The sequence below is a fragment of the Blastopirellula retiformator genome, from assembly GCF_007859755.1.
Classification (GTDB): domain Bacteria; phylum Planctomycetota; class Planctomycetia; order Pirellulales; family Pirellulaceae; genus Blastopirellula; species Blastopirellula retiformator.
Genome location: NZ_SJPF01000005.1, coordinates 13,935 through 31,627, shown reverse-complemented (window position 1 = coordinate 31,627; position 17,693 = coordinate 13,935). Strand labels below are relative to the sequence as shown.

Below are 17,693 nucleotides of genomic sequence, written 5' to 3'. Positions count from 1 at the left end.
TTCCGTTCCTACTATTCACCAATTCTGCTCATCAGCATGGCCGAAGCCTCTCCAGAACTTGGCGTCGACAATAGCGGCAGCAAGGCACTTCGAAACACCGGGATCGTCGTCCTCCTGCTCTTGTTGTTTACCTTGCGTCTTTACGCGTTGCCCATTCTGGCGCTGGTAGCGGGCCTCTGGCTCGTGCGACGTCTTTGGCGTCTCAATCGAACGCTCGGCATTTCGTTGACGACGATGATCGCGATCGCCGCGTGTAGTTATGTGGTCTTGATCTACTCCGCCGAACGCCAACATCAGCAGCTTCTCGCGGAACTTTCCGACTACCCCAGCGCAAGCGTCAGCCGAGACCTATTTCCTCTGCCCTATGTTTATCAACTCTCGATCGGTCCGGGCATCGACGATCAAGCGTTGCGGGAAATCTTACAAACCGATGGGCTCGACCAAATCACCGATCTCTACTTGGAAAACAGCCTACTGACGGACGACTGCCTGAACGACGTCGCCACGTTTGATGACCTAAACTATGTATTCTTGGATTGCGACGGCATTTCTGACGAAGCGATCGTCGCGTTCGAACGACGTCTCCCCGATTGTCGAGTGATCGCTTTCCAACGCGACCTGCATCCCAACCCAGATTTTTCGGTCCGCCTGGGTCCCTGACCCAGTTATGGACTATTCCCAGAAAGACCAACCATGATCGTCACCACAGGCAACGAAGTCGCCGGCCACGAAATCTCGGAATACCTCGGCGTCGTTCGCGGCATCGTCGTTCGCTCGACCGGCATCGGTCGCGGGCTGATTGGCGGTTTGCGTTCGATTGGCGGCGGCAACATTCCAGAATATGTCGCGGTCTGCGAAGAAGCCCGCGGGCACGCGTTTCAACTGATGTTGCAACATGCCCACGAGGCGGGCGGCGACGCGATCATCGGCATGCGTTACGACGCAACCGAGTTCATGCAGGGCTCGACCGAAGTCTTGGCATATGGAACGGCGGTCCGACTGCGGAAGACGGAGTAGGCGATCGGTTGATGACAGCCAAGCAAAAGCCAACGACAATCGCCCAGTACATCGCGGCTGCACCGCCTGCCGGGAAGTCGCACCTGAAGCAGATCTACGCCATCCTCAAGAGCGTCGCTCCCGATGCCGAAGAGGCGATCAAGTGGAACACGCCGTTCTTTGTCGAACCGCGGTTTCTGTTCGCCTTTGCAGCATTCAAGTCGCACTGCACCTTTGCGCCGACGGCGGCGACGCTGGCACATTTCCAGAAAGAGTTGAAGAACTACCGGACGACCAAGAACTATTTGCAGGTTGGCTATACCGACGACGTGCCGGAAGACTTGATTCGCCGGATGGCCGAACATTGCGTCGAGGTGGTCGCCGCACGCGAGGATGACTCGTTTTGGTAGAGCGAGCCAATGTCGCTCTCTTAGTCCGCTTGCGGCGGTTCCTGCTCACTTGTCAGGAAGGAAGCGAAATGCCGCAGCCTTTCGGCTCGCTCCCGATATTGTTCCGGCGTCAGATACGAGCTGAGATCGTCAAGCTCGACCGAGGCGGCGTCTTGCTCGCATTTCTCGGCCCGCTGCATCGCCGTTTCCGCAAACGTTTGGTCCGCCGGCCGATCCTTCATGTTGCCTGACCGCACCACCATCAGCGCTCCGCCGGTCGCCCCGGTTTCGGCCGCCTCGTAGACGACCCCATCATCAAACCAGGCGCCTCGACCGACCAACTCTAGCAGCAGCTTGTCGGGGCAATCGGTCGCGGCGAGGATCGGCTTGTCGCCCAGATCAGAGTCAAAGGCCAGCAAACGCTCAACAACGTCGTACGATTGCTTGATCATCGCATAGCCCAGCATTTCTTGCGTGCCGTACAGCGTCGTAGCGAGCGGCACGCCGTTCCGCCTAAGTTGATCGAGCAGCTTCAGGTCTTGATGATCGATCGCGTACCTCAGCGCAAGCCGCAGCGCCAACTGCTGACCGTGCGTCAATTCGTTCGCCAGATCGACATCCTGCAGCGTCTCACGCCAATCAACGACGCTGGCCTGCATCAACTTGGTTAGCTTCGCCGCAAGCTCTGGATATTGGCCAGCGATGTGCTGAATCCGTTGTGCCATGTCCTTGCCATGAGCGAACGCGCTGGCCTTCGGGTCTTGCGGATTTTCAAACAGCGACAGTTGATCGAACAAAGCGGCGACCGAGTCCTCGACAGTCGCGACCGAGTCGACGTTCAAGCGGCCTTTCCAGGGAATTCCCTTCGCATAGGCGATCACTGCACCATACTCGTCCGGCTCGAGCGACACATAGAACCGCTCCAGATATTCAAAACCGCCAAACGGGACGAACGGCGTTCGGGTCGGCGGCTCCGTCTCGTCTTCTTCCGCGACCTCCTGTAGCGTCTCGATCTCGTGATCAATCCAGCCATGCAGGTCGTCGTAGTGGCGGCTGCCGGGATAGTAGAGCTCGCGCAAGCTGGCGGCAAACAGATGGCCGTCAAAGTTGATTTGGTAGTCGTAGTCCAACATGCCGCCGAAGGAGATTTTCCAGAGTTCGATCAACCCCAGCGGAAGCTCTCCGTCGACTTTGCGCTTCACTTCCGTCAACTGCTCGGCGGTAATCGGCGGCTGCGCATCGAGAATAATCTTATTGCGAAAGATCGCAATCTTTAACTCCCGAAGCTGCTGCAGCTCTTCTTCACAAAACGGAACAATTTCCGTCGGCATGGGCAGGCTCTTATCTTGCATTGCAATTTATTTATCGTGCCTGCTCGCCAGTCAGGGCAACGACAGAGCAGAGTCGCTGCCGGCGGAACCATATCCGTCGGCAGCGACACGGAAGAACCTTCTTAGAACGTGGCGGGCAAGGCTGTCGACTAGTCCCACCACCAGGCTTCCGGCGCCAGGTCCTTCGGCGTCACGCTCCCCTTTAGATCGGCGTCCATCAGGCCATATTCGTCTTCGTGAATGAAGTTGTCCTTCAACAGCGACGAAGCGTCGACGCTCACGCCGCCGCTGACGCCGGCGATGATATGCTTTTTGTCGAACACACGATGATTCATGATCGTTTCGACTTCCTTGGCCACTAGCAGTCGTTCGGGGCGATAGCGTCCCCCGGCGCCAAAGTAGGTCTGGCCCCAATCTCCCTTGGCGGCCAGGTGTTCCTTTTGAATCACGGCGGCGATCAGCGTCAGGTCGAAGATGTTTTCTAGTTCGGCGTAGACGGGATATTTCTTCGCCAGCTCTTCGTAATGTTTCGTGAAGTTGTGGGCGAAGTTCTCGTTCAGCTGGGTACTCTTGCCGGTATGGATGCGTTCGCCATCTTGGGCCAGCAGTTCGTTCTCGCTCAGCACTTGGACGCCGGGGCCGCGCAGCTCAAAGATATTGCGGCCTTCGGTGGTCGCGACCGCCGTGTAATTGAGGGCGAACCACCACCGCAAAACGTCCATCGGCGGCGGCGATTGCCCAGGCTCTACCTTGATCATCGACAGATAGCTGGGGACGCCCAGCGTTCCCTCTTCCAGCCCCATGCCGATCCGCTTCATGTGATAATCGGCCTCGACCAGGATCCGGGCGACATGCGTGTCAGGATCGACGCCGTAGACCTCGATCTCCTGCTTACCGAGCGTCTGCCGCAAATCTTCGAGCCACTTGTCGCGTTGCCGCGGATTAATATTTTTCTCCGCCGATTTAGCCAAGAACTCCTTCGTCGCGGCCAGCTTCTCTTGATAGGGAGTGATCGAACAACCGTAACGGCCGCCGTCGCGTTGGGCGTTACGCATCACGACGACCAGGTCGTCCAAGCGCAACGTAGGTCGCTCCGTTTCGGTACTTACGATCCGCCCTTCCGCGTTGGGGGTCCAGCCGCTCGCTGGGCCGGCGATCACCACATCGCCGGTGGCCGGGTAGACCATCACGTATTTAATTTTGTAGATTCCCGCGAGTCGCTTCATCTCGTCATCGAGCGGTTCTCCGGCCGCCATTCGCAGGTGGACTTCTCGCTCTAAGCGATTGAGCGAGATTTTGCGAAGCGGCGAACTAACCGCCACGCGGCGATTACCAGAGTCGGCGGCCGTCGACTTGCGCAGCATTTCCAAACGGCCCGAATGATCTTCGAGCTGAGCCCGCTGCAACGTTCCCTTCGAGTCGACGTAGACGCCACTTTCAAACGGCGCGATGGCGCCTGGTCCGCCCAACTCTTCCCATGACTCCGGCTGGATCGTAGTGGTAATCAGGTCAATCAGTTGATCAAAGTCGGGCTCGACGCCGCCCCCCATCGCACCGGGTCGCGTGGTAAGCGGCTTTTCGAGGCCAATCAGGGTTTCGGTGCGGTATTGATCACTCGAGATCGAACGCACGCTGGCCAGGGCTGCTTGTTTGGCGCCGCCGGCCGCTTGGGCTCGCGCCAGTCGGGCGAACATCTGATCACGCTGCTCGGCGGTCTGCGCTTGTTTGGCCAGTTGGATCGCCGGAGGAAACTCGCCAGCCGCCAACAGGGCGTCAAAATCGTTGGTCCCCGAGTCGGGCCCTTGTCCCCAGGCCACAGGCGATAAGGCCAACAGGGCCAATAGAACGACAGGCGATACGATGCGAAAAAGCCGCGACATGGCGTTTCTCTTTGGATCAGAACCAAGCGAGCGAAAGCGGCTAAATAGCCGGAAAAGGAGGAGACTGCGTCACATCCTGGCCCAATAGAGGGAGAATCGCGACATCTCTTCATTGTCGATCGTTTGGCTGCCGCGTCAATCAATCGGCCCCAATTTCGGGGTCAAGAAATAAAGAACCGCTTGCCAAGCGGCAAGCGGTTCTTTCATTTTAACGGACGGGATCTACTGTTTGGCAATTAGCCACAGCAGGTCGGTTCCGGAGCACAGCAGGTCGGCTCGCAGCAGCTGGGAGCACAGCACTTGTGGAACAGACGCTTCAGGAAGCAGGGCTTCTTGCAGCACGGTTCGCAGCACGACGGTTCCGGGGCGCAGCAGGTCGGTTCCGGGGCGCAGCAGGTCGGTTCCGGCGCGCAGCAGGTCGGTTCCGGCGCGCAGCAGGTCGGTTCCGGCGCGCAGCAGGTCGGTTCCGGAGCGCAGCAGGTCGGTTCGCAGCAGCTCTTCTTGCAGCAGCTGGCCAGCTTCGCCTTCAGGCGAGCGAACAGGCCGGGACGGCAGCACGAACCACAGGGATCACAGCAGCTCGGTTCCGGAGCGCAACAGCTCGGTTCCGGGGCACAACAGGTCGGTTCCGGCGCGCAGCAGGTCGGCTCGCAACCGCAACCGTGGCCAAACAGGCCAGCTTCGGCGTTGGCGGCGACGACGGCAAAGATCGAAGCGACAACCAAAAACGCCGGGAGAACAAGACGGCTCTTCATCTGTGAGAACTCCAAATGTCTCGACAATAAAACTAAAACGGCTCTTGCGGCGCCAGCGTCTCGCGAGCATACAAACTACGAGATCCGCCAACTTGCATAGACCACCTAACTCGTCTATTTGACGAACGCTATCACACGCTATCGTCATCCCAGGGCTCCCAGGTTAACCAGCCGTTTCCTTTTTCCCACGTGGAAAGAATTTCCAGGTCCGGACGTGCCGAAGGGGCCGATTATGCGCTCCGCGCCCCCTCACAAACGCTATTTCAGCTCACGGTTCCCCGTGACTTCGCCACCCAAAAGGCCTTCTTGCAGAAACCGCGCAAGAATGCGCCCTATTCTTTCTAACACCCGTATACCTCCAGACATCCGGTCGTAAACAGGAGCGCCTTATGTCGACGCAGTCCGCTACGCAGCCACTCTTCTCCGATTTGGGGGACGACCCCGATTTGGCCGAAATCGTCGATATGTTCGTCTCAGAAATGCCCGATCGAATCGAATCGATGCTTCGCTGCGTTGATCAGAACGACTGGGAAGGCCTGGGACGCATCGCGCACCAGCTGAAGGGAGCGGCCGGCAGCTACGGCTTTGGTCAGATTACCCCGTACGCCGCCCAGTTAGAGCACGACTGTCGCAACGACACCGGCGAACAACAGATGATCAACTCGTTTCGCGAGCTGGCCAGCATCTGCCGCCGCATCCGCAGCGGCGCGCCCGCCTAACCGTCGCAATCGTCAACATTGCGCCGACTAGCGTCTCGGCGCCAGACGTAACCGCACCACGCGATCAGGCAGCGCGATAATCAGATCGCCGCTGCCGACCGTTCCCAGCCCGAGGGGCATCTCGCCAAACGCCATTCGATCGGTCGCAGCGCCATCGGCCTGCATCACGTGCACGGTGCCGTCAGGCCCCAGTCCGCACCACCCCCGCAGCTCGCCAATCGAAACGGCCGCCATCTTCGGCGACACCTGCGGCAATTCGGCCGCCGGCAGCGGATAGCTCCAGACCTGCGCTCCGTCTTTCGCCAGCGCGTCAAACTCCAGCATCTCGATCTCGGCCAAGGCCAGCGCCAACAGCTGCCCTGAGACCGGATCGTGGCAGAGCGACAACAACGACCGCTGCGGCAGACCGATCTCGCGGCGGACTTTTCCCTGCCGATCGATCACCAAGGCTCGACTTGACGCATCCATCACCGCGATCTCTCCCGGACCAACCGGCGCCAGATCGCGCAGCTGCAACATCTCGCGAAAACTCCACAGCCGCTTCCCGCTCTCGTCGATGCCATGGGCGCCAATTTCTCCCTGAAACGCCACCACCAGCGTCGTTTGCTCGAACCCGCTCAGCAGTTGAGCGTCGGCGATCCCGGCATGCACGGCGTCGCTGGTTGGATAACGGAACAGCGGCTCCAAGTTCTCATCCAACAGCCACAGGCGTTGGCCGTTGGGCTGAAACAGCGCTACCCGCAGCCCTTTGTCGCTGGCTGCGACCCGCATTCGGTCGACGACGACGTCTTCCCCCAGACTCAATACATGCCGCGAGACCAATTTCCCCTCGGCGTCGAGTTCGCAAATCGCTTTCCCGCCGTCCAGCACAAAAATCCGCTCGGCGTCGCCGGTCCGCAGTACCGCAACTGCCCCAGGACTTTCCACGTCGCTAGTCGACCAGACCGTTTCGGCCGCAAACTTGTCAAACTCGCGAGCCGCCGCCGCGCTTACCGAGGGTAGCGGCAAATCGCGGTACGGATTCTTGCCCGCCATCGATGCGGCCAGCGCCGCTTGATACAGCTTCTTCTCCGCCTGGACGGCCGCCAGCGTCGTCTCGGCGACGTTCTCTCCGCCGGTCAAACGCTTGGAAATGTCCCACAGTCGCTCTGCCAGGTCAGGCGAAGCGCCCGCCTCGTAAAACTGAACCCGCCCTTGATCATCCAACAAGACGACGGTCGGAGCGCCAGGAATCCGAAACTGCATTTGCCCGACGGCATCGGCGTCGCGATAGACCGGAAAGTTGGCGCCCCATTGCTCGAGCCGCTGCAGCACCTGTGCCCCCGGCGTCTCGTGCGGATCGACCGAGACCAGTTTCACTTCGACGCCGGTCGATGCGTCGGCCGCAAAGCGGGTCAGCTGATCGGTCATCAAACGGCTGGAAGGATGATCGTTGATCCAGGCCAACACCGTCGGCGCGGCAAGCAATTCGGTCGAAGCGATTTTCTCGCCGCTCAGACGCTCAAGCGAAAATGGCTGCGGCTTTTCTCCCAACAACGGACTAGCGGTCGCTTGCGCCGGACGGACAAAGTAGGCGACTTGCTTGTCGCCGCCATGAATGTTGTACAGAAACTCGTTTTCATGAATCGGGTCGTTGATCGATGCGTTGACGAAGTCGGCGACCAGCGAGATCTTGGCGTTGGGATCGCTTTGCTTCAGGGCCGAAAGCATCGGTTCCTGGGGATATTCGATCCGCCGCAACAAAAAATTCTCAGCATCGACATACATCGTCAGCGGACCATTGGGCGTTTGGCAGATCAGACGATGGCACCGACGCCCGTTGATCGTATCGTCGACGCCCACCACGTAATTGTCCGCCTCTTGCGAGAAGTCGGGCATTTCCTTCGCCAACAGCATCTCCAGCGTCGGGGGCGGACCGACGATGCCGCCCACCAGAATCTCCGACAAGATCGGGTCGCTTTGCTGCGGATCGATGTAGAGCGTTGCGGCGTCAATCTGTTCTGGCGCCGGTCGAACCAGCGCCTGATGATCCATCTCGTCGGTCGCTTCATCAAAGATTTTGGCGACCAGTCGGTTGCCGTCGCAGGCGATCGTCACCTGGTAGGCGTCTACCCGCAACTGGTTGGGACGCTGCAGCTTGACCGCAAAGGGAACATCATCGAAGGTCGTTTCCCCCGCCAGCGTCCGGCTGAGCCGCAATTTGCCTTGATCAAAGTAACTGTCGGCCTGGGCGTACGCCGAAGCCATCGCTTGCAGCAATTCGATCGGCGACTTGGCGGGCGTCGATTCTGGCTCCACCGCCGGACCGGGGGAACCGGACGGAGATTTTTCGGCCAGATCGGCTGATTTTTCGCACCCCAGCATCAGGCCAGCCGCCAAGGCCAACAGAACGATCCAAACTCGCATGACGACTTCCCTTCCGACAAACGAAACCACACCGCAGAAAGACGCATTATCATCGATTTGGCGTCTCGGCGTAAACCTCGACTCGTTGACCCTCAGCGACAATCCCTTCTAAGATTGCAGGAATCGATTCGCTATCCCAGCCTACGCAGTTGCCCATGCAGATTTCATTGCCGTTCGGCGAAAGCCAAAAATTTGAACTCGAACTGCCGGACGAGAAGATCGTCGCCCTCTGTGATGGGGCGGGCTCAACGCTGGAGTCGGTCCGCAGTGAGGTCGAGACGGCCCTCACCAACCCGCCGCAGTTTCCCGGTCTTGCCGAAGCGACCGTACCGGACGATTTGATCGCATTCGCGATCGGGCGGCACGTCCCGCAGGTCGATCAGATTATCGCGACCATCCTGGAAGTGACCGCCCGGGCCGAGTTCGCGGATCGCCGCATCGCGATCGTGCTTCCCAACGACGTCTCCGAACAACTCAAGGCGACCATCACCACGATGGGCGGAAAGCGAACCGACGTCACCATCGAGCGTCACGATCCGGACGATCGCAACAAGCTCGCCTTCATCGGCGCGTCGAAAGAAAACCGACCGATCATGATCAATCGGCTGCTCAGCGACGCCGACATGGTAATTCCGGTCGGCCTAGCGCGGCTTGACTCATCGCTCGACTACTTTGGCCCTTACGAAGCGGTCTACCCCACGTTCACCGATCGCGAAACGATGCTGCGGTTATCCGCGCCCACCTTTGTCGAACAACCGGTGCTGCGGAAACGTCGCGCCGGCGAAGCGACTGAAGCGGGCCACTTGCTGGGCGTCTTGTTCGGCCTGGTGATCGAAGCGAACGGTCCCGAGACGATCAGCGCCATTCGCGCCGGCGCCATCGACCAAATCGCCGAGTCGATTCAGCAAGAGCTGGCCAACACCTGGCGGCATCAACCGGCCAAGCGATCGGCGCTGACCGTGATCGCCGTCAACGGCGGACAGCAACAGCAAACCTGGGCGAACTTCGCCCGCTCGCTGGCCGTCGCCGCCAATGCGGTCGACGACAATGGCGCAATTCTCGTCTGCAGCGAGCTTGCGACGCATCCCTCGGCGACGATGATGCAGTTGGGCGAGCATGACGACCTGGACGAACAACGCCGCCGCATTCGTCGCGAACGAACCGCCGACGCCGCCGCAGCGCTGCAGTTGGCGACGACGCTCGATCGGAACAAGATCTACTTGTTGAGCAATCTACCCGAAGCGATCGTCGACGAACTGAACATGTCGCCGGTCGCCAACCTGGAAGAAGCCCGCAAGGTGTGCGAATACTACGAGTCGTGCACCTTCATAGCCAATGGGCAACTTTCGGAAGTGGCGGTCGAGGGAGAAGAGATTTCCCGCGATATCGATTGGGATCAATACGCACTATGAGTACGCCGGAAGTCGCCCCACTCGCTGAGCAATTTGAAAAGCTGCGTCGAACTGGACTTTGCTTCGATCTGTCGGCCCGCACGCGTCTGCAAATGACCGGCGACGATCGCGTGAAGTTCCTGCACAACCTGTCGACCGCCGAGATCAAGAAGCTGCCGCCGGGGCAAGGCTGCGAAACGTTCATCCCGACGCTGCAAGGGAAGATCCTTGGGCACTTTTTCGCGCTGCCGACGACTGACTCGATCTACTTGACCGGCGTACCCAATCAAGTTGAGGCGCTGCTCCCCCACTTTCAAAAGTATGCGGTGATCGAGGACGTCGAAGTCGTCGATCGCACGTCCGACACTCAAGAGTTCCTGTTGGTCGGCGAGCCGATGGAGAAGCTCATCGCCGAGTCGTGGTCAATCACGCCGCCGCAGTCTCCGCTGGAAGTCGTCGAACTCGACCACCCAAGCTTTCCCCAGGGGACGATCCTGTACCGGACGACCTACGTCGATCAACCGGCATGGGGACTCATTACGAGCGGCGACCCCTTGCCGTCGCTCTCCAGCGACGATCAAGCGATGGGTAGTGACGAAGCGCTCGAGGCGCTGCGCGTCGAAGCGGGCTTCCCTTTCTACGGACGCGATCTGACGATCGACAATCTCTGCCAAGAGGCGGCCCGCGACGCGTTGGCGATCAGCTTCACCAAGGGGTGCTATCTGGGGCAAGAAACGATCGCCCGGATCGATGCGCTCGGGCATGTCAATCGACGTCTACTGGGTGTGAAGTTCGCCGCCGAGCCGAGCCCCGACGCGGTCTATGAAGTCGACGGCAAACCGGCGTTGCAGGTCACCTCGACCACGTACTCGCCGTCGCTCAATCGTTGGATTGGACTGGCGATGGTCCGGCGTGGGTTTGACAAGCCCGGGCAAACGCTAGAGACGTCAAGCGGACCGGTTGAGATTGCCCCCCTCTCCTTCTCTGCGTAAGAAACGCCTACGCCTTCGGCGCAACGACATTGGGCGCCGAGGCGATCTCGATTTTCATCTGCGTGTCGCGCCACCATGCGAGAAACTCGCTGGCCGGATTCGCGTCTTCAGGAATCACGGCGCTACAAGTGGCGACATCCTCTTCGATCGACTCGGCCAGTTCGCTCAGTCGCCATTCCATTTTGACGATCAATTCGGCTTGCGCCACATCGCCGAGCGGCGTCGAGACCAGGGTCATTTGCGCTGCATCGCGCTCGCGTCGCATTTGAACCAGACGGCCGCCATCGGCCTTCAAGAGATCGCCGTCGACAAAGCCGCGACGAAACTGGCCCACATCGTTGAATTGATAGACCGGATCTTGGCCAAAGAAGATGCTGAGAGCGCCATTGCGGCGATACCCGATCGTCACGACGTCAATCTCTTGCGGCGCAACGTACTCGCCGCGGCGGACCAATGCGGTCGCCTCGCGCATCAAATCTTCGCGGTCTTCTTCGCTTGTAGCCATGTCCTCTATTATAGAGGCTCGCGCGGTTGGCTCGATACCGGTCTTACTTCAACCAGTCTCGCACATCAAAGCGGATATCGGCACGCTCTTCGCCCAGGATATCGCGAAGTTCGTCACGAGCGGCGAAGAAGGCGTTGATCACCGCCGGATCCCACTGCTGGCCGGCGCCTTCGCGGAAGATCGCATCAACCTTCTCTTCCGGCATCCCTTTGCGGTAGGGACGATCGCTCGACATCGCGTCGTAAGCGTCGGCCACCGCGGTGATTCGGGCCAGAAGCGGCGTATCGGTCGCTTTCAGCCCGTGCGGATAGCCCTTGCCGTCCCACTGTTCGTGGTGGTGCAGGACGACCGGCAAAACCTTCTCGATCTGCTTCAGTCCCTTGAGAATATTGAAACCCAATTCGGGATGTAGCTTAATGTGCTCATATTCAGCATCGGTCAGACGTCCCGGCTTTCGCAGTACGCTGTCGTCGATGCCGATCTTGCCGACGTCGTGCAACAGCCCCGCCATGTACAGCAGGTTGAGCGAGTCCGTATCTTGTCCCATCTGGCGAGCCAGGCAAACCGACAACCGGGCGACCCGATCGCTATGACCGCAAGTGTAAGGATCTTTCGCGTCGATCGCCGAAGTCAGGGCCTGGACGACGCTGGTCACAAACTCCGATTGCTGGCGATAGAGTTCGATATTGCCGCTGTGAATGCCGAGGATGGCGCCCACGCTGCTGAGCAGACTGGCTTCGACCGTGCCAAAGCCTTTGTTCTCGCAGTGGTTGAAGGCCATGATCCAACCGAAGATGTTATCCCCTTCGGCCAGCGGCACGACGATCAATTGGCGGACCTTCGGAAAAGGCCATTCTTCGCGGGCGGTGATGCGCTGATTGGCGACGAACGGGGCGCCTTTTTCGCCCAGATTCAAGTGCGAGACCAACTGCGACAGCTGTTCCGATTCAAGCGGGCAAACGCCGACGCTCAGCGTCTTCGTTTCGCGGCGTCCCTTCGACGAAACGTTATCGCCGTCGGTTGGCAAAAATTGAATCGCCAGGCCTTCGCACGGCAGCACTTCCAACAGCCAATTAAGCGCCAAATCGCCCAGTTGTTCGTCGCTGCTGGAAATCCGCAAGTTTTGCGTCAGCCCATAGAGCAGGCTGATTTCTTCGTAGGTCGACGACAGGCTATCCGAGATCTTGTCGATTTCGTTCGACAGGCGACGCGCTTCGTCGTCCACGTTCAGCTTGGACAACTGCAAGCGGGCCATGCGCTCCAGGCTTTGCGTCGTCCAGCGGTTTTGTTCTCTCCACCAACTCGTGGCGCGGTCCGAGGTCGTTCCCAGCAGCCGAGCCAAACCTTCCTCATCCTCGCAACAATCGTACGACTCGCCGGTTACAAACGGGCAGGTCGCGACGATCAAACCCCCATCCATCGCCATCGGCATCGCCAGAATGCAAGCGCCCGCTTGTTCGGCGACGATCTCCGGCTTTTTCTTGGCGGCGATGGTGCGAATCATCGGTGAGAGATAGTTGTCATCGCCGGGGGGCTGCATTTCCGCGGCGCGCATCATCTCCCCGGTTTCGCCATCCCAGAACGTGAAGTCGACGCCGAACCAGTTCTGCAGCTCTCGGTTGACCAACTCAAGGCGATGCAGATTGGCGTGACGTTCTAGCGTTTTTGTCGGCAGGGCAGGAGCGCCTGGCAGGGTGGACATAGTCAAACCCCATACTCGAACGGAACTTACGGACAGCGTCCCCACACGTGTGGGCATTATTTCCTCGTGAAACATAGGTCAGTTAAGAGGTTGCGGCAATTTACGAGTCATGATTCGCTTCCAAACAATCCTCTCACCCCATCCGTGGCACATAAGAATCAAGCCCCACTCTGGGTCCCTTCTCCCTCAAATGATCCGGATTCTCCGCTACAATCATCTTCACCCTCCCTGCAGACGGGGAATTAGTCCATTGGCTGCGAATACTCCAGTCATGAGGGGGCATTTATAAAGTTTCTGGGCTACGGATCCCCGAATTTCCCCAAATGGATTCCCAGAGAGGGGCGATCGCAAAAATATTTATGCCTAGAATGCTGGGCTGGGAGACGAGAGATGAATTCGCTGGAACTGGCGCTCCATCAGATCGAGTCGGTTCGGCGGTACGCGACCGGCTTAGTCGAGTCGATCGACCACGCCGATTGGTACCACATGCCCGACGAGGGAGTCTCGCATGTCGCCTGGCAAGTGGGGCATCTCGCGATGGCCCAGTATCGTCTGGCGCTGGTCCGGTTGCGGGGAGAACTCGCCGAGGATAGAAGTTTCATTTCCTCCGAATTCCTTCGTATTTTCGGCAAAGGGTCGAGCCCGGTTCCTCAGCCTGAAGTTTACCCCAGCCGAGACGAAATCGTGTCTGTCTTTCACCACGTCCATCGTCGCGTGCTGGAAGAACTGCCGCAGTTTCCCCTGTCTCGCCTAACCGAACCTCCCGAAGAGCCTCACGCCCTGTTTAATACGAAACTTGACAGTCTGCTTTGGAGCGCCCAGCACGAGATGCTGCACGCCGGGCAAATTGGGCTCCTCCGCCGCTTGCTGGGAGCGCAACCTCGCTGGTAATGATTCAACACACGACAACCGAACAAGTACGAAATTTGTCCGCTGACGCGCCGCGCCGCGAGACTCGCCTGCCGCTGCTGATTACCGGCGTCGCGGGCGTACCCGGCTACAATGCTCTCCCCTACTTCTCTTCCAAGTATCCCGGCCAGGTCGTCGGGGTACGTCAGGTCAACAATTGGCGGATGCTGGGCGAAAACATCGTCGCCTGCGATGTGGAAGATGTCGACGGGCTGAAACGCCTGTTCGATCAGTACCAATTCAAGGCGGTCCTCAACTGCGGCGGCAGCTGCGCTCTAAAGTCGTGCGAGATGGACCCGTCGATGGCGTGGCGGATCAACTTTGAAAGCGTCCGCAATCTGCTGCATGTGCTGGAAGGAACCGACACCCGGCTCGTTCAGCTGTCGATCGACCTGGTCTATTCCGACAAGAACGGCGGCGGCTACTTCGAGCATGAGCCGACCGATCCGGTCACCATCTACGGCAAAACGATGGCGGCGTCGGAAAACCTGATTCAGCTCGAGCGACCCGAAACGGCGGTCTTGCGAATTTCGCTGCCGATGGGGATCAGTTTCAACGGCCATGCCGGCGCGATCGACTGGATCCAGTCGCGCTTCGCCAAAAACAAACCGGCGACGCTCTACTACGACGAAGTTCGCACCCCCACCTACACCGACTGTTTGAACCGCGTCATTGACGACATGCTGGGGCGCGACGCGGCCGGCATCTTCCACGCCGGCGGACCGCGACGCCTAAGCCTGTACCAGATCGCCCAGATCATCAATCGCGTCGGCGACTATGACCCTAACAACCTGATGGGGTGCATGCGAGTCGAGGCTGGGCCGATGCCGCCGCGGGCCGGCGACGTCACGATGGACTCGACCAAGCTGGCGGATGAACTCGGGTACGATCCATTCGATCCGTGGCCCTTGCATGACTGCTGGATGCCAACCCACGATGAGTGGCACTACGAGCGCCCCGCCGACGAACTGCGCGGCGCCCAGCAGATCCAAGAACTGCTCTACCGCAACCCCCGTCTCCAATTCTGAGCGGCAGTTCTCGATTGCCCAAATAGCGGGATTCTGATAGCAACGGTATTCGCAGCGCCAAAATTGTCAGGATTAGCCCTAATAGCTTTGCTATCAGGGCGGCGCAGCCATAGGAAGCATCCGCCCGAGGTCACCGGCAAATCGGCGGCGTTCAAGCCGTTTGAGCCAGCAGTCCGCCGGCCGACAACGCACCTCGGCCTGATGCTTCCTGCCGACTTCGTCGGCCCCGAAAGCGGAGCTTTCGGGGCTATCCAAATCACGCACCATTCAACGTCACATGGCAAAATCGATCCCCGCCAGAATTTCTCAGCGGCTGGCCGCCTGCGGCTGGATCGAGCCGATTGCGCTGACGGCGGCGGAGGAGTTTCTCGATTCGGCGCCGGCTTCTTTGCGCGAAATGGACATCGTCTGGATCGACGCCCTGCAACAACTCAGCCTGTTGACGCCGACCCAAGCCGAATTCTTCTACGCCCAGCGCGAAGCGGAACTAACCTGCGGCTTGTACCTGCTGGCTCGCAAGAGGGTCACCATCGACGGCGTCGATTGGTACGAAGCGACCAGCGAAGGACAGCCTGGCTATCTGGTCGCGGTCGGCGATCAGCCGCTACAAGAGCGCAGCCAGACGCCGATCGCCGGCTATCGCGGGCGGATCGTCGACGCCGGCCAAGTTGGCCAAAGGCACTGGGTCGCCGCGATCTTGCCGTCGGGCCAGACGATCGCCGAACTGCTTACCCGCTACGGCCGGATGCCGGCCAGCACGGTGACCGCACTACTGCGGCAAGTGGTTCATCAATTGTTGTCGCTCGAAACGGCCAGTCGCACGCATGGCCGCGTCGCCCCGGAGACAATCTTTCTTGGCGCCGACGGCGTCGCCAGCGCTCCCCTACCCGGCATTCGCTGGCCATCGGCCAGTCCGTTGCGCAAGATCAGCGACGTACAGCGGCTGTCGCAATTGATGCGGCAGTTGCTCTGCGGCGTCCCTCATGGAGCCCCGCCGCGCGTTCCCTTCGACTCGCTCACTGATGATCCGCTGTTGCGCGAACTGCATGCCCGGCAAACGAAACCAGAAACTCGCCTGGCTGACTGGTTCGCCCTGCTTGGCCCAGCCGACGAAGCGGACGCCCGGCAGCTGCAAAGCTACTTGATCGAGCCGCCGCTGGTCCTGCCGAACCTGCATGTCCATCTTCGCCAAGAAGCCGCCCACCGCCGCCGGCGCAACCTGGCGTCGGCCGCCAGCGTCGCGTTGCTGTTGATCGGCGGCAGCATGTTCTGGCCTGACCGGGCCGCGCCAACGTCAACTTCGCCCGAGTTGCCGGCGCCACTCACCCCGCTGGCCGCCAAACCGCTAATGCCGACCAAGACGAACAAGCAGCGCAGCGATATCCATTTGGCGTCGATCGAAGTGCCTACCGCCACGTCTCGGCGAATCGAACTGCCGATGAAATTGACGGCGGCTGAGTTTCCCCAAGAGGTCGCTGCCGAGTCGACGATCAGCGCCCCGCCCGGCAAGCGTACAACGATGGAAATCGGGACGCAGCCGCTGCGGCTAACGGCTGACAAGCTGACGCTCCAGCGGATCGACTTTGTGGCGACGTCGCCAGCCGCCAGACAAGTGCTGCTGGAAGTCGCTGCGTCGTCGATGACGCTGCGGGACTGCACGTTTCAAGGCGTCGCCTCAGGCGGTGAGTCGATCGCCGTCGGTTGGCGCCCTCCGGCCCAAGCGGCGGCCGGACTTCGTTCGTTGCCCGAAGCGCGCCTGGTCGACTGTCGCTTTACCGGCGTGCTGATCGGCGTTGACGTCGTCGCCTCGGGCGATGCGGCCCTTCGCCTGGACGACTGTCGCTACGAAGGGGTCGGCGGAATGGTACGGACCCAGGCCAGCGCGACTCCGCTGCGATTTCACCTGCAAGGCGACAAGCTAACGACGGTCGGTGGGATGCTGTGGCATCACTTTCAAGCGGCCCGCGATCTGCCGTTCACCGCCAACGTGCGGATTCATCATTCGCAGATCTCGCCAGGCGACAATGGCGCCGCGGTGGCGGTCATCGGCGGCAAGCAAACGCCTTACGCACCGCAAGTTCGCTTTGAACTCGAAGAGTTGGAGATCGCCGAGCAAATGCCGCTGGTGACCTTCTTTGACGGCGAGCAGTTCTTGCCCCTCGAAGCCAGCGACTTCGCGCGTTAGTCGCGACTCTCGCGGATCGCGCCGTCGAGTTTCATCCCAATGAAGAGTGGGCCATGCAGCAAGCTGAAGCGTTCTTGGAGCACGTGAAGTCAGTTGACCTACCCATCGAAACCTTGATGCATGATCGGGATAAGAAGCTCACGGCCAAGGTTGACGCCACGTTCCAGGCCGCGGACATTCGGGTCGTGAAATCAGCCTACCGGTCCCCCAACACCAACGCGTTCGTCGAGCGGTTCATCCAGACTCTGCAGCAGGAATGTTTGGACCATTTCGTGGTGTTTGGCGAGCAGCATATGGACCATCTGGTGAATGAGTTCGTCGACTTCTATCACGAAGAGCGGCCGCATCAGGGGAAGGAAAATGAACTGCTGACGCCCGGAGAGCCGCAGCCCGATATCCTCTCGATTGATTCTGTCAATTGTCGCGAACGACTTGGCGGTGTGCTGAAACACTATCATCGTCAAGCGGCATGAAGTTGTTCGCGACATTCTCTTCTTCTTCGACC

Annotated in this window: 16 protein-coding genes; 10 read left to right on the top strand and 6 right to left on the bottom strand. The window is 59.8% G+C overall.

Going from position 1 to position 17,693, the window contains the following annotated elements:
• The first annotated feature begins 36 nt into the window (after positions 1–36).
• The 3 genes from Enr8_RS20215 to Enr8_RS20205 are packed head-to-tail and all read left to right on the top strand — an operon-like array spanning position 37 to position 1,406.
• Positions 37–660, top strand: a complete 624-nt coding sequence (locus Enr8_RS20215; RefSeq protein ID WP_146435109.1) for a hypothetical protein — start codon at positions 37–39, stop codon at positions 658–660.
• A gap of 33 nt (positions 661–693) precedes the next feature.
• Positions 694–1,017 (top strand): YbjQ family protein, encoded by a 324-nt coding sequence (locus tag Enr8_RS20210; protein WP_146435105.1) that lies wholly within the window; start codon positions 694–696, stop codon positions 1,015–1,017.
• A gap of 11 nt (positions 1,018–1,028) precedes the next feature.
• Positions 1,029–1,406 carry an iron chaperone gene (locus tag Enr8_RS20205; protein WP_146435102.1) on the top strand — a complete coding sequence of 126 codons (378 nt, stop codon included), beginning with the start codon at positions 1,029–1,031 and terminating at the stop codon, positions 1,404–1,406.
• 20 nt (positions 1,407–1,426) lie between these two features.
• On the opposite strand, the gene Enr8_RS20200 is transcribed toward Enr8_RS20205, so the two are convergent.
• From Enr8_RS20200 to Enr8_RS20190, 3 genes are all read right to left on the bottom strand, one after another.
• Positions 1,427–2,716 (bottom strand): SMI1/KNR4 family protein, encoded by a 1,290-nt coding sequence (locus Enr8_RS20200; protein ID WP_146435099.1) that lies wholly within the window; start codon positions 2,714–2,716, stop codon positions 1,427–1,429.
• Between the two features lie 149 nt (positions 2,717–2,865).
• Positions 2,866–4,596: a DUF1598 domain-containing protein gene (locus Enr8_RS20195; protein WP_146435096.1), complete on the bottom strand. Its 1,731-nt coding sequence runs from the start codon at positions 4,594–4,596 to the stop codon at positions 2,866–2,868.
• A 236-nt stretch (positions 4,597–4,832) separates the two neighbouring features.
• Positions 4,833–5,351, bottom strand: a complete 519-nt coding sequence (locus tag Enr8_RS20190) for a hypothetical protein (protein ID WP_146435094.1) — start codon at positions 5,349–5,351, stop codon at positions 4,833–4,835.
• Between the two features lie 389 nt (positions 5,352–5,740).
• Between Enr8_RS20190 and Enr8_RS20185 the strand changes: the two genes are divergently transcribed.
• Positions 5,741–6,070, top strand: a complete 330-nt coding sequence (locus Enr8_RS20185) for an Hpt domain-containing protein (protein ID WP_146435091.1) — start codon at positions 5,741–5,743, stop codon at positions 6,068–6,070.
• Positions 6,071–6,097: 27 nt separating this feature from the next.
• Here the strand turns inward: Enr8_RS20185 and Enr8_RS20180 are convergent, their stop codons facing one another.
• Positions 6,098–8,476 (bottom strand): outer membrane protein assembly factor BamB family protein, encoded by a 2,379-nt coding sequence (locus Enr8_RS20180; RefSeq protein ID WP_146435088.1) that lies wholly within the window; start codon positions 8,474–8,476, stop codon positions 6,098–6,100.
• A gap of 155 nt (positions 8,477–8,631) precedes the next feature.
• Here Enr8_RS20180 and Enr8_RS20175 point away from each other — a divergent pair, with 155 nt between their 5' ends.
• Both Enr8_RS20175 and ygfZ read left to right on the top strand, forming a co-directional pair.
• On the top strand, positions 8,632–9,888 hold the full coding sequence (locus Enr8_RS20175) for a lactate racemase domain-containing protein (protein WP_146435086.1): 1,257 nt from the start codon (positions 8,632–8,634) through the stop codon (positions 9,886–9,888).
• A complete protein-coding gene (gene ygfZ, locus Enr8_RS20170) occupies positions 9,885–10,859 on the top strand; it encodes a CAF17-like 4Fe-4S cluster assembly/insertion protein YgfZ (protein WP_146435083.1) in 975 nt (324 codons plus the stop codon). The genes Enr8_RS20175 and ygfZ overlap by 4 nt, the downstream gene beginning before the upstream one ends.
• A 7-nt stretch (positions 10,860–10,866) precedes the next feature.
• On the opposite strand, the gene Enr8_RS20165 is transcribed toward ygfZ, so the two are convergent.
• The gene (locus Enr8_RS20165; protein WP_146435080.1) at positions 10,867–11,364 is read right to left on the bottom strand and encodes a hypothetical protein; all 498 of its coding nucleotides are present in this window, start codon (positions 11,362–11,364) and stop codon (positions 10,867–10,869) included.
• A gap of 43 nt (positions 11,365–11,407) precedes the next feature.
• Positions 11,408–13,066 (bottom strand): HD-GYP domain-containing protein, encoded by a 1,659-nt coding sequence (locus Enr8_RS20160; protein ID WP_246120175.1) that lies wholly within the window; start codon positions 13,064–13,066, stop codon positions 11,408–11,410.
• Between the two features lie 390 nt (positions 13,067–13,456).
• On the opposite strand from Enr8_RS20160, the gene Enr8_RS20155 reads away from it, so the two are divergent.
• From Enr8_RS20155 to Enr8_RS20140, 4 genes are all read left to right on the top strand, one after another.
• Positions 13,457–13,957 carry a DinB family protein gene (locus Enr8_RS20155; RefSeq protein ID WP_146435077.1) on the top strand — a complete coding sequence of 167 codons (501 nt, stop codon included), beginning with the start codon at positions 13,457–13,459 and terminating at the stop codon, positions 13,955–13,957.
• Positions 13,958–13,992: 35 nt separating this feature from the next.
• Positions 13,993–15,003 (top strand): SDR family oxidoreductase, encoded by a 1,011-nt coding sequence (locus tag Enr8_RS20150; protein WP_246120174.1) that lies wholly within the window; start codon positions 13,993–13,995, stop codon positions 15,001–15,003.
• Between the two features lie 277 nt (positions 15,004–15,280).
• The gene (locus Enr8_RS20145) at positions 15,281–17,188 is read left to right on the top strand and encodes a hypothetical protein (RefSeq protein WP_146435071.1); all 1,908 of its coding nucleotides are present in this window, start codon (positions 15,281–15,283) and stop codon (positions 17,186–17,188) included.
• Positions 17,189–17,241: 53 nt separating this feature from the next.
• Positions 17,242–17,661 (top strand): integrase core domain-containing protein, encoded by a 420-nt coding sequence (locus Enr8_RS20140; RefSeq protein ID WP_146435068.1) that lies wholly within the window; start codon positions 17,242–17,244, stop codon positions 17,659–17,661.
• Positions 17,662–17,693: the final 32 nt, after the last annotated feature.

What these genes read in the sequence shown, in the direction of transcription:
- Enr8_RS20215 (WP_146435109.1), top strand. Translation starts at nt 37, where the DNA reads ATGGCCGAAGCCTCTCCAGAACTTGGCGTCGACAATAGCGGCAGCAAG.
- Enr8_RS20210 (WP_146435105.1), top strand. Translation starts at nt 694, where the DNA reads ATGATCGTCACCACAGGCAACGAAGTCGCCGGCCACGAAATCTCGGAA.
- Enr8_RS20205 (WP_146435102.1), top strand. Translation starts at nt 1,029, where the DNA reads ATGACAGCCAAGCAAAAGCCAACGACAATCGCCCAGTACATCGCGGCT.
- Enr8_RS20200 (WP_146435099.1), bottom strand. Translation starts at nt 2,716, where the DNA reads ATGCCGACGGAAATTGTTCCGTTTTGTGAAGAAGAGCTGCAGCAGCTT.
- Enr8_RS20195 (WP_146435096.1), bottom strand. Translation starts at nt 4,596, where the DNA reads ATGTCGCGGCTTTTTCGCATCGTATCGCCTGTCGTTCTATTGGCCCTG.
- Enr8_RS20190 (WP_146435094.1), bottom strand. Translation starts at nt 5,351, where the DNA reads ATGAAGAGCCGTCTTGTTCTCCCGGCGTTTTTGGTTGTCGCTTCGATC.
- Enr8_RS20185 (WP_146435091.1), top strand. Translation starts at nt 5,741, where the DNA reads ATGTCGACGCAGTCCGCTACGCAGCCACTCTTCTCCGATTTGGGGGAC.
- Enr8_RS20180 (WP_146435088.1), bottom strand. Translation starts at nt 8,476, where the DNA reads ATGCGAGTTTGGATCGTTCTGTTGGCCTTGGCGGCTGGCCTGATGCTG.
- Enr8_RS20175 (WP_146435086.1), top strand. Translation starts at nt 8,632, where the DNA reads ATGCAGATTTCATTGCCGTTCGGCGAAAGCCAAAAATTTGAACTCGAA.
- ygfZ (WP_146435083.1), top strand. Translation starts at nt 9,885, where the DNA reads ATGAGTACGCCGGAAGTCGCCCCACTCGCTGAGCAATTTGAAAAGCTG.
- Enr8_RS20165 (WP_146435080.1), bottom strand. Translation starts at nt 11,364, where the DNA reads ATGGCTACAAGCGAAGAAGACCGCGAAGATTTGATGCGCGAGGCGACC.
- Enr8_RS20160 (WP_246120175.1), bottom strand. Translation starts at nt 13,066, where the DNA reads ATGTCCACCCTGCCAGGCGCTCCTGCCCTGCCGACAAAAACGCTAGAA.
- Enr8_RS20155 (WP_146435077.1), top strand. Translation starts at nt 13,457, where the DNA reads ATGAATTCGCTGGAACTGGCGCTCCATCAGATCGAGTCGGTTCGGCGG.
- Enr8_RS20145 (WP_146435071.1), top strand. Translation starts at nt 15,281, where the DNA reads ATGGCAAAATCGATCCCCGCCAGAATTTCTCAGCGGCTGGCCGCCTGC.
- Enr8_RS20140 (WP_146435068.1), top strand. Translation starts at nt 17,242, where the DNA reads ATGCAGCAAGCTGAAGCGTTCTTGGAGCACGTGAAGTCAGTTGACCTA.